At 54.2% G+C, this 11018-nt stretch carries 8 protein-coding genes; 3 read left to right on the top strand and 5 right to left on the bottom strand.

Features of this window, described 5'->3' with window-relative positions:
• The first annotated feature begins 2 nt into the window (after positions 1-2).
• The 3 genes from HNV11_RS11165 to HNV11_RS11155 all read left to right on the top strand — a co-directional run bounded on the left by HNV11_RS11165 (position 3) and on the right by HNV11_RS11155 (position 5292).
• Complete coding sequence (locus HNV11_RS11165; RefSeq protein ID WP_171739741.1) at positions 3-704, top strand: TetR/AcrR family transcriptional regulator; 702 nt, start codon at positions 3-5, stop codon at positions 702-704.
• A 177-nt stretch (positions 705-881) separates the two neighbouring features.
• The gene (locus HNV11_RS11160; protein WP_171739740.1) at positions 882-2024 is read left to right on the top strand and encodes an efflux RND transporter periplasmic adaptor subunit; all 1143 of its coding nucleotides are present in this window, start codon (positions 882-884) and stop codon (positions 2022-2024) included.
• 121 nt (positions 2025-2145) lie between these two features.
• Positions 2146-5292: an efflux RND transporter permease subunit gene (locus tag HNV11_RS11155; protein WP_171739739.1), complete on the top strand. Its 3147-nt coding sequence runs from the start codon at positions 2146-2148 to the stop codon at positions 5290-5292.
• Between the two features lie 100 nt (positions 5293-5392).
• Here HNV11_RS11155 and HNV11_RS11150 read toward each other — a convergent pair whose 3' ends face one another.
• The 5 genes from HNV11_RS11150 to HNV11_RS11130 form a co-directional block, all read right to left on the bottom strand.
• On the bottom strand, positions 5393-6694 hold the full coding sequence (locus HNV11_RS11150) for a sensor histidine kinase (protein WP_171739738.1): 1302 nt from the start codon (positions 6692-6694) through the stop codon (positions 5393-5395).
• A complete protein-coding gene (locus HNV11_RS11145) occupies positions 6691-8067 on the bottom strand; it encodes a sigma-54-dependent transcriptional regulator (RefSeq protein ID WP_171739737.1) in 1377 nt (458 codons plus the stop codon). Before HNV11_RS11145 ends, HNV11_RS11150 begins: the two co-directional genes overlap by 4 nt.
• A 32-nt stretch (positions 8068-8099) precedes the next feature.
• The gene (locus HNV11_RS11140) at positions 8100-8468 is read right to left on the bottom strand and encodes a four helix bundle protein (protein ID WP_171739736.1); all 369 of its coding nucleotides are present in this window, start codon (positions 8466-8468) and stop codon (positions 8100-8102) included.
• 58 nt (positions 8469-8526) lie between these two features.
• Positions 8527-9681 carry an ABC transporter permease gene (locus HNV11_RS11135; protein WP_171739735.1) on the bottom strand — a complete coding sequence of 385 codons (1155 nt, stop codon included), beginning with the start codon at positions 9679-9681 and terminating at the stop codon, positions 8527-8529.
• Between the two features lie 82 nt (positions 9682-9763).
• The gene (locus HNV11_RS11130; RefSeq protein WP_171739734.1) at positions 9764-11014 is read right to left on the bottom strand and encodes an ABC transporter permease; all 1251 of its coding nucleotides are present in this window, start codon (positions 11012-11014) and stop codon (positions 9764-9766) included.
• Between the last annotated feature and the right edge of the window lie 4 nt (positions 11015-11018).

The following is an 11018-nucleotide window of genomic DNA, read 5'->3' as shown; positions in this document are numbered from 1 at the left end:
AAATGGAGTATTCGTTGCATGTGCGCATGAACGCGCACTTATTTTTACGCGACCCGGAAGGGTCTGATTTAGGACGACGGATTGTCCGACAGGGGACGTTATTATTTGACGAAGTCGGCTTTGAGGAGGCTACGTTTAAAAAACTGGCCGAGCGTCTGAATACCAAAGAAGCCAGCATTTATCGGTATTTCGAAAATAAGCACCGACTGCTGGTTTATCTGGTAGCCTGGTATTGGCAGTGGATGGAATTTCAGCTTGTTTTTCAGACAAATAATCTCGCGGACCCGCACGAGAAGCTAGAGCGGCTGCTGCGCCTGGTATTACTGAAGGATGTGGCCCCAACGGCTACGGATGACATTGACATCCGGGCGCTTCACGGTATCGTCGTGCGCGAGTCGAGTAAGGCGTATCTGACCCGGCACGTTACAGAAGACAACCGGCATCAGTTATTTAAACCATATAAAGACCTATGCAGCCGCATTGCGGGCATTATTCTGGAATACCACCCTGATTACCCCTATGCCCGCTCGGTGGCCAGTTCGCTCATCGAAACGGCGCATTACCAAACGTTTTTCATGCAGAACCTGCCGTCCCTGACCGACTTCGCATCAAAGCCGGGCAATACGGGGGGCGACTCCACAAAGTTGCTGAGGTTCATGCGGCATCTCCTGTTTTCGGCCCTGGATACACCGACCTCCCCGTAGAAGCAGCGTTTCGCAGCAGGCATTCAGCTGGCAAATTAGCCGATTCAGCCCAAATCCCCTGCCGTTCGGCATATTCAGATTGATATACTCGTCAACGGTCATAGCTTTGCAGTAGAAGAACAAAATCTTTGTTTTTTAACGTTACTACTTAAGTTCTCTCCTGCAAAATAGTTACCTGTGAAAAGATGGATTGCTATCGGTCTCGTCGTCTTAGTTCTTGGCGGGATAATTGTGTACAATAAAGTGTTACATCCGGCTCCGGGAGCCTCATCGGGCGCACCGGGCGGTGGCGACGGTGGAAAAGGCGGGGCTGGAAAAGGCGGGCCGGGCGGTGCTGGCCGGGGTCCCACCCCGGCGGTAAATGGGTTCGTAGTTGTCTCCCAGAGTCTGAAAGAAGAAGTAGTATCCAGTGGCTCACTCCTGGCCGCCGAACAGGTAGACATTTACCCTGAAATATCGGCCCGCATCACCCAACTCAACATTCGCGAAGGTCAGCCGGTCCAGAAGGGCGATCTGCTGGTCAAGCTGTTTGACGCCGATCTGCGGGCGCAGCTCCAGAAACTGCAGGCCCAGGCCGACAACGCCCGGCGCACCGAAGAGCGGAATAAGCAACTACTGGACCGTGGCGGTATCAGCCAGCAGGAATTCGACATTGCCACCACCAATTTACGCAGCAGTCTGGCCGACATTGAGCTGGTTCGGGCCAATCTACAGCGGACCGAAATTCGGGCGCCTTTTTCAGGTATTATCGGCTTGCGTAACGTCAGTTCAGGAGCGGTTGTATCGCCCAATACGCTGATTGCCCGGCTTCAGCAGATTTCCTCCTTGAAACTCGACTTCTCCATCCCCGAAAAATACGGGCAGTCGGTTCATACCGGCAGCACGATCTCTTTCCTGGTTGACGGCGCCAGCAATCCCAGTCAGGGCGTTGTTTACGCCATTGAACCAGGCGTAGAAGAGGAAACACGTAACCTGCGTATCCGGGCGCGCGTCAGTAACCCTTCGTTGCGGTTCCGACCCGGCACCTTCGCCCGCGTAACGCTGACGATCCAGAACGAAAAAAGCCTCGTAGTTCCTACGCAGGCCATCATTCCCCAGACCCGGACGAACCAGGTGGTGGTTGTAAAAAACGGCAAAGCTCAGTTTCGCGACGTAAAGACGGGGCTTCGCACGGCGGGCACCATTCAGGTTTTATCGGGCGTACAGGCGGGCGATACGGTAGCAACTACCGGTCTGCTGTTTCTCAAGCCCGACGTGCCGGTTAAGGTCAATCGGGTCATAACCCTGCCGGGCAGCGGGCCGAAGGTAGCGCAGAACTGAGCCGTAGAGTTGGTGCGGCATGAAGTCATCCGTGGGTTTGGGGCCTATTTATTCAAACCCTTAAACTTTATGACCGTACAACTCTTTAACTCTGAAACTTAAATCTTTATAACTCAACTATATGAGTCTCCCCGAATTAAGTCTTAACCGACCCGTTTTTGCGATGGTGATGTCCATCGTTATCGTGCTGTTCGGTATCATTGGCTTTACGTTCCTGGGCGTTCGTGAGTATCCGGCCATTGACCCGCCGGTTATATCCGTGCGGACGAACTATACCGGCGCTAACCCGGACATCATTGAGTCGCAGATTACGGAGCCCATCGAAAAATCGCTGAACAGCATCGAGGGTATTCGGACGATCTCCTCCAATAGCGCCCTGGGTGCCAGCACCATTACCGTAGAGTTTAACCTCGACGCCGACCTGGAACAGGCTGCCAACGACGTGCGCGATAAGGTCGCTCAGGCGCAGCGTCAGCTTCCGCAGGACATTGACGCTCCGCCCGTGGTGACGAAGGCCGACGCCAACTCCGATCCAATTATTTTTATGACCGTTCAGAGTACGACGCGGAATCCGACTCAGTTGTCGGACTACGCCGAAAACGTGCTGCAGGAGCGGCTCCAGACCATTCCGGGCGTTAGCCAGGCCAACGTGTATGGTCTCAAACGTCAGGCCATGCGGCTCTGGATTGATCCAATCAAGCTGTCGGCTTACCGCCTGACCACACAGGATATTCAGAATGCGCTGACCTCGCAGAACGTAGAACTGCCGGGCGGTAAAGTGTATGGCAACAATACCGAACTGACCGTTAAGGCCGTTGGTCGGCTTACAACGGAAGATGATTTCAACAACCTGATCCTTCGGCAGACGGCAAACCAGATCGTTCGCTTTAAGGATGTGGGAACGGCCACGCTGGGCGCTGAAAACGAAGAAACGATCTCGAAGCAGAATGGCGTGGTGGGTGTTGTTCTGGCCCTGATCCCGCAACCGGGGGCCAACTACGTGAGCATTGCCGACGAGTTCTACCGACGTTTCGACGCTTTAAAAAGAGACCTGCCGGACGATATTCGGGTAAGTATCGGGATTGACCGGTCTACGTTCATTCGTCGGGCTATTGAGGAAGTCGGCGAAACGCTGTTGATTTCATTCGTACTGGTCGTACTGGTGATTTACTTCTTCTTCCGCGACTGGCTGATCGCCTTCCGGCCGCTGATTGACATTCCGGTGTCGCTCATTGGTGCGTTCTTTATTATGTACGTAGCCGACTTTAGTATCAACGTCCTGACGCTGCTGGGGATCGTGCTGGCTACGGGTCTGGTTGTGGACGATGGTATCGTCGTGACAGAGAACATCTTCAAGAAGATTGAGCAGGGCATGGATACTAAACAAGCTGCGAAGGAAGGCTCCAATGAGATTTTCTTCGCCGTTATTGCCACAAGTATTACCCTGGCGATTGTGTTTCTGCCGGTTATCTTTCTGCAGGGGTTTGTGGGTCGGCTTTTCCGGGAGTTCGGCGTCGTTGTTGCAGGAGCCGTTCTGATTTCGGCGTTTGTATCGCTGACCCTGACGCCGGTATTGAGCGTAAAACTAACCAGCAAAAACCACGGCCGGTCCTGGTTTTACCGAAAAACCGAACCTTTTTTCGAATGGCTCGATCAATCGTATCGCAGTTCGCTGGAGTCGTTCTTGCGCAAACGGGGCTGGGCCTTTGTCATGATCGGCGCGTGTTTGCTGTTGATTTTCGGTTTAGGTTCCCTGCTCAAGTCTGAGCTTGCCCCGCTCGAAGACCGCAGCCGGACCCGGATCGCGATTACGTCGCCCGAAGGAACCAGCTACGAATCGCAGGCGACTACGACCGACAGGGTTATGCAGTTTGTCCTTGACTCGATTCCTGAGACTAAACTGGCGTTTAGCGTCGTTGCCCCCGGCTTTTCGGGAGCAGGAGCCGTCAACTCTTCGTTCGTTATGGTCAACATGACCGACCCCAGCGAACGCGAGCGGTCGCAGCAGGACATTGTCGATTATCTGACCAAAAACCTGAAGCGGTTCAGCGAGGCCCGCATGTTCGCCACCCAGGACCAGACCATTCAGGTCGGCCGGGGCGGTGGTCTGCCCGTGCAGTTCGTCATTCAGAACCTGAACTTTGAAAAGCTGCGGGAAAAACTACCAACTTTCCTGGAAGAGGTGCAGAAAGACCCTACCTTTCAGAACTCCGATGTTGACCTTAAATTCAACAAGCCTGAACTCAACATCAGCATTGACCGCGAAAAAGCGACCAACCTGGGCGTATCGGTACAGGACGTAGCGCAAACGCTACAGCTGGCTCTCAGTAACCGGCGGCTGGCTTATTTCCTGATGAATGGAAAACAGTATCAGGTGATTGGTCAGGTAGCCCGGGGCGACCGCGACGAACCCGTCGATCTGGCCTCGTTCTACGTCCGTACCAATCAGGGTACGCTGATTCAGCTGGACAACCTGGTGAAATTCCAGGAGGTGAGCAGCCCCCCGCAGGTTTACCACTACAACCGGTTCAAATCAGCGACCGTATCGGCCGGTCTGGCTCCGGGCAAAACCGTAGGTGACGGGGTAGCCGCCATGCAGGCGATTGCCGCCCGAACGCTGGACGACTCCTTCCAGACGGCCCTCTCCGGTCCGTCGCGCGATTACGCAGAAAGCTCGGGTAATACGCTGTTTGCCTTTGGGCTGGCCCTGATTCTGGTGTACCTGATTCTGGCTGCGCAGTTCGATTCGTTTGTTGACCCCTTCATTATCATGATTACGGTACCGCTGGCGCTGGCCGGGGCCGTGTTCTCGCTCTGGATGTTCAACCAGACGCTCAATATCTTCAGCCAGATTGGTATCATCATGCTCGTTGGTCTGGTAACCAAGAACGGGATTCTGATCGTGGAGTTTGCCAATGAACAGCGGTTAACCGGCAAAAACAAATTTGAAGCCGCTGCCGAGTCGGCCGCTCTGCGCCTTCGTCCGATTCTGATGACGACGCTCGTAGCCGCGTTTGGCGCCCTGCCGCTGGCGCTCGCCTTAGGTTCCGCTTCAAAAAGCCGGATTCCTCTGGGGATTGTTATTGTGGGCGGGTTGCTCTTCTCACTCATCCTGACGCTTTACGTAGTGCCGGTGATCTATACATATCTGAGCCGTCGGAAAGACGTTCAACCGGAAGAAGGCGTTAAAGAAAAACGGCCCCTGCCCCAACCCGACGGGCGCGAAACGGGCGATACGGAAAAGCCGGAGGAAATGGAAGTTATTTAGCCGGTGCGATTACACTGACCAGACTAGTCCGCAAACAAAAAGGCCTGAACACGACGTTCAGGCCTTTTTGTTTGCGGGTAACCACTAGGCTATGAGCCAATCAGGCAAAGGACTGCACGCCATTCCACCGGATGGTGAAGGCTGTCCAGCCATCAGCTTCCGTCAGGAGTGAGAACGTAAAGCCATGATTCAGCAGAATTTCGCGGGTGAGCGTCAGCCCAATACCCTGGCCGTCGGGCTTGGTGCTGAAAAACGGGTTAAACAGATTAGCAGCCACCGAATCAGGGATGGGCGTTCCATCATTCCGCACGATCAACTGCTGCGCCGATACCCGAATCACCACGGTCTGCCCATGTCCACAGGCTTCAATAGCGTTCTTCACCACATTCACCAGGACCTGCTCCATCTGGCCAACATCCACGGGTTGTATCACCGGACTATCCGGCACTTGCAGCGTTAGCGAAACACCGCGGGCGCTGGCCTGCGGCTCCATCAGCTGGTGCACGTTGCGGGCCAGTTCAGTAACGTCGGTAGCAACGAGCATAGGGGCGGGCAAACGCACAACGTCGGCAAACCGGCGCATGAACCGATTCAGCCGGTCATTACGCTCAATGGCGACGCGCACGGCCCGTTTCAGATCAGCGTTTTCCAGCTCCGACTCGGTTACGGTCAGGATTGAGCTGACGGCGCCAATGGAATTGTTAACCTCATGGGCCATCATCCGAATGACTTTGCCGTAGGCTTTCTTCTCGGTTTCAATGATCTCGGCGGTCAACTCCTCGATCAGCATGAACTGACGCTGAAAACCCCGGTCCATGAACTGTCCCCGCAGGATTCGGTAGGTTTCAACCCCATTCGGCTTTACGGTATGCGTCAGTCCGACCGGCGCGCCCGCCAGCTGATTGAGCACGGGATGATTTAACTGGCCGATGGTTCGGCTCCGCAACGCATCGGCCGATTGCCCAAGCAGTTCAGCGGCTTTCGGGTTCGCTTCGGCAATGCGTTCGTCGTAATCGAAAATTAGAATGGCAATGGGGGCAGCCTCGATTAGCTTATCGAGAAAAAACCGCTGTTCCGCCTGCCGCGTACGTTCCTGGCGAAGCTGGTCAATCATCAGGTTATAGACGTGAATCAGACCGTCAACTTCGTCGTTGCCCGTCGGCACGAACTTCACGGTAAAGTCTTTGTCCTTGATGGCTTCTACACCCGACGCGATAAATTCCGAGGGCTGCCGGAAGGCCTTGTAAATGCGAATGGCTATGTATGCGGAAGTGAGAATCAGCAACTCCGAAGCGATAAACCAGAGCTTGTCTTTTTGAAGCACCAGCCAGGTCAGTCCGACTAGCGCCAGATGGACAACAATGATATAGATCAGGTAACGGGACCGTAGCGAAAGCTTCATTCCTCGGCGGTATAGGGAATGCCAAATTTCTCTAAACGCCGGTACAAGGCAAAACGGGTAATACCCAGTGCCCGCGCCACCCGGGCGACCCGATTATTATGATAGGCCATGGCCCGAACGATCATCTGGTGTTCGATTTCTTCGAGCGTCATGCTCCCAACCGCCGGCAACGTGTCGGTCGCGGGGACGGGACGGTCCGTCAATCCGGTTCGGTTCCTCTCGAAGTCGGCAATGGTCAGTTCGTTGCCAGGAGCCAGCAGGACAGTCCGTTCGACCAGGTTTTTTAGTTGCCGGATGTTGCCCGGTAAGGACAGGGTTTTGAGCCAGTTCATGGCCTCCCGGCTGACGCGCAGATCGGGCCGGGCGTAGATGGTCCGAAGGTTGCTGACAAAGTAGTTGACCAGGGCCGGTATATCGCCGGGGCGTTCGCGTAATGCCGGGAGCCGGACCGTAATCAGGTTGATCCGATAAAACAAATCTTCCCGAAACTGGCCCCGGCTCACCATTTCTTCCAGGTTCCGGTTCGTAGCGCAGATCACCCGGACGTCAACCGTGCGGCTCTTGCTGCTGCCGAGCGGCTCGAAGGTGCGGTCCTGCAGCACGCGCAGGAGTTTAACCTGCGAGGCCGGGTCGAGGTCACCAATTTCATCCAGAAAGATGCTGCCCCGGTTAGCCAGTTCAAACCGACCCACACGGTCGGCTTTGGCGTCGGTGAACGCACCCCGTACGTGGCCAAACAGTTCGCTCTCAAACAAAGTACTGGAAATACCCCCGAGGTTAACCTTAACAAACGGATGACGTTTGCGCCGACTGTTCTGGTGGATGGCTTCGGCGACGAGCTCCTTGCCCGTACCGCTTTCGCCCGTAATCAGGACCGGCGCATCTGTTGGGGCCACACGCCCGACGGTGGTTAACACATCGAGCAGGTTAGGGTCATCCCCCACGATGTTGTCAAACTGAAACTGACTATCCAGCTGCCGCCGACTGGCAGAGGCAGGTTCGGAACCAGCCAGCTTCAGTGCCGTCCGCACCGACTGAACCAGGTGGTCGTTTTGCCAGGGTTTGGTAATAAAGTCCCGGGCTCCGGCCTTCATGCCCTCGACGGCAAGATCAATGCTGCCCCAGCCGGTAATGAGAACCACCGGCACCTGCGGCAGCCGCTCACGGATTTGACGGAGCAGCCGTAATCCATCGTCGCCCGACGTATCTACCGAGAAGTTCATGTCGAGCAGAATCAACTCCGGCGTTTCTTCATCCAGCACCTCGCGGGTTTCAAACGGTCCGTCGGCTACGCGCACGGCGAAGCCTTCCCGCCGGAACAGCAGCGAAAGTGAGGTTTGAATCGCAACGTCGTCGTCAATAATGAGCAGCATTGGGCAAAGGGCTTGGGGCAGCGAGCTTAGGGTTAATCGGCGGGACAGAGAACCTTCTGAAAGCTGGAGATCTTACGGCTAAGTTCATCCAGACTAGCAAAAAGTCGCTGTTTTGTTTCCTCAGAAACATATCCTCTCCGCTGCACGACAATTAGAATATTTGCGCATTCAAAACAGGATCGCCGGGCAAAATTCAAAAACTGATAAAATTCTTTCTTCGAAACTGACTCGGAACCTTCGGCAATATTGTTGGAGATACTCATTCCAGCTCCACGAAGTTGCTCGGCAAATCGGTAACGTTTCATCTGCTCCAGATTGTCAGCGATATCGAACAATTGATCGCCTAGTTCAATGCTGATCTGCCAAACCTCAAGGCTTTCAAACCGGAAGCTTCTTTTCATTTTTCGCACAATTACGGTTAAGCCGCCAAAATACGACTTTACCTCTTACCCCATGCCCCTACTCCTCATGGAGGGCCACGGCGGGTTGGATCTGGGCGGCTTGCCGGCTGGGGAACAGGGCGCATAACGTAACGATGACGTAGATGACGATAACCGACATGACGATGGCGGTCAGGTAGACGCCCGCTTCCAGATCAAACACGTTCAGCAGCGGAAACTGCATGGCAAACAGCAGCCCAATCAGCAGCCCGAAGGTGGCCAGCACCCAGATTTCGCCGATGAACTGCGTCGAGATGCCGTTGCCGGTAGCGCCCAACGCCCGACGCAGACCAATTTCGCCCCGTCGCCGGGCAATGCTCAGGTTCAGCACCCCAAATAAACCCAGACCGACGTTGATCAGCAGAAAGCTGCTGATGATCAGAAAAATGATTACCGGCACCAGCGTCAGGTTATGCTGATTCTGACGGGAATCGGTCAGGTGGTCAACTTCCACGCTCCATCCGTTCGCCATGGATGTGATGTCTTTGACCAGCCGGGCCTCGAAGATGGCGTCGGTGCCGGGTTTTACGCGAACCAGCATCGTTTTGTCCCACGAAGAATCTTCATCCAGAAGTTCGAACATGGCGGGCTGGTTAGCCATAAACTCGCCTTTAGCCTTGAAATTTCCGACTACCCCCGTAACCTTGAAGTTATCACTGATGATTCCACCCAGCGGATTTTCGTCCCCGAACAACTCTTCCCGGGCTTTCTGATTGATGACAACCGGCTTGTATTTTCCCACCCGGTCGGCCCGGCGATACCAGCTCCCTTCAAGAACGGGCATGGCCAGCGTCCGGGCAAAATTCTCATCGGTCACGTACTGATGGGCCAGCGTACGCGCTTTGTTGTGCTCCACCATGTTGTTCATGGTATTGGCCGAGAACGGGAAGTTGTTGCTCATCCGCGACACCGACTCCACGTCGGAATAGGACTTAAGCCGCTGGAAGATTGCCTTCGCTTTTTCGGCAACCGCCATCGTATCCTGGTTGTTGTTCAGCTCAATGGCCCATACGTTCTGATAGGCAAAACCGAGGGGCTGGCTATAATTTCTGACGTTGACCACAATCAGCGTTGTCAGGCCGAAGAGCACCATAAACGACGCCCAGATCTCCACCATCAGCAAAGCGTGGGCCTTTTTCTTGTTCCAGATTAATTTAAAAAGATGACGTATCATGGCGTAAAGAGTGAAAGAGCGAATGCATGAAAGGGCGAATGAGCGATTGGCTGAAGAATTTATTCACTCAATCGCTTATCCACTAATTAGCTTTTAACGCGTCGGCAATGTTCAGTTTCGACATCCGTAAGGCTGGGGCCACGCCGGATAGCAACCCGAAAACCAGACACACCAGAATGCTGACCAGAAACACGCTGAAGTTGATGGTCAGGTCGGCGTAGGCGATCCAGCCGCTGCGGTTGATCAGTTGAATAATGATCAGCGTCAGCACCAGGGCAATTGCTCCGCCAATGAAGGTGATGAATATATTCTCGACGATGAACTGCCAGAGCAACGTACGCACGGGCGCCCCGAAGGCTTTCCGGATGCCGATTTCGGAAGCCCGTTCCATGATCCGGCTGACGTTTACGTTTACCAGATTGATCGCCGGTAAGCCCATCAGCATGAACATGATGAAGGCAATGACGCCGAAGAATATGGTTTTCAGGCCCGGTCCCCCACCCAGAATCATGCTCAGAAAATTCTCTACGTAAGGCTCGCTTTTCACTTCCAGCACGGCATACTTAAACCCATTCTGAACACCGGGCAGCGGAATCCGACCGATGTTGCTTTGAAACTCATCCTGAATCGGCTTCAGATCAGCTTTATCTTTAGCCAGCACCATGGCTACGTAATTCCCCCGCATACCCGGATCCTGATAGTTGCTTTTGGGAACCGTGTAGGGAAAATACACGTCCGCGTAGGTAAACAACCGGGTGTAGGAACTCCCCCGCACGACCCCGATTACCCGGTAATGAATATTCTCGATTTCAACATCCTTACCAATGACTGATTCGTCGGTGTTTTCAAAATACTGCCGTTTAAAGTCGTCGGTAATGACCGCTACGTTATCACTGTTGGCAATATTCTGCTCGTTGTAGGGTTTGCCTTCCAGAAACTCAAATTCAGTCACCCGCCAGAATTCAGCATCGGTGAACTTGGTGTTAAGCTTGATCTTGTGCGAACCGACGTAGGCATTCGAGCTATTGAAAAACGAACAGATAGTTACCCGTTCCGGCGTCTTCATTGATTTAGCGTAGTCGGTCAGAAACCGGAAGCTCATCGGCCCCGCCTGCCGGGAACTCCGGGTCGAATCCATCTGAAGCAGGTGCTGGATATACAGCGTCCGATTGCGCCGGGTTTCGGGGTAATGGCTCCCGAACAGATGATCCAGAAAGGAGGTCAGCACCATCAGGACTGTCAGCGTCAGGCTGATGCCGAAGAGCGTTATGAACGTGTAGAACGGATGCCGGAGCAACACCTTCCAGGCAATTTTTATATAGTTTGTGAGCATAGGA

It is taken from the genome of Spirosoma taeanense (assembly GCF_013127955.1).
Taxonomy (GTDB): Bacteria; Bacteroidota; Bacteroidia; order Cytophagales; family Spirosomataceae; genus Spirosoma; species Spirosoma taeanense.
This window is presented reverse-complemented; position numbering and strand designations above follow the sequence as displayed.

Bases quoted from the DNA above. Each gene is read 5' to 3' on its own strand.
- HNV11_RS11150 (WP_171739738.1), bottom strand. From the start codon at position 6,694: ATGAAGCTTTCGCTACGGTCCCGTTACCTGATCTATATCATTGTTGTC.
- HNV11_RS11165 (WP_171739741.1), top strand. From the start codon at position 3: ATGGAGTATTCGTTGCATGTGCGCATGAACGCGCACTTATTTTTACGC.
- HNV11_RS11155 (WP_171739739.1), top strand. From the start codon at position 2,146: ATGAGTCTCCCCGAATTAAGTCTTAACCGACCCGTTTTTGCGATGGTG.
- HNV11_RS11145 (WP_171739737.1), bottom strand. From the start codon at position 8,067: ATGCTGCTCATTATTGACGACGACGTTGCGATTCAAACCTCACTTTCG.
- HNV11_RS11135 (WP_171739735.1), bottom strand. From the start codon at position 9,681: ATGATACGTCATCTTTTTAAATTAATCTGGAACAAGAAAAAGGCCCAC.
- HNV11_RS11130 (WP_171739734.1), bottom strand. From the start codon at position 11,014: ATGCTCACAAACTATATAAAAATTGCCTGGAAGGTGTTGCTCCGGCAT.
- HNV11_RS11140 (WP_171739736.1), bottom strand. From the start codon at position 8,468: ATGAAAAGAAGCTTCCGGTTTGAAAGCCTTGAGGTTTGGCAGATCAGC.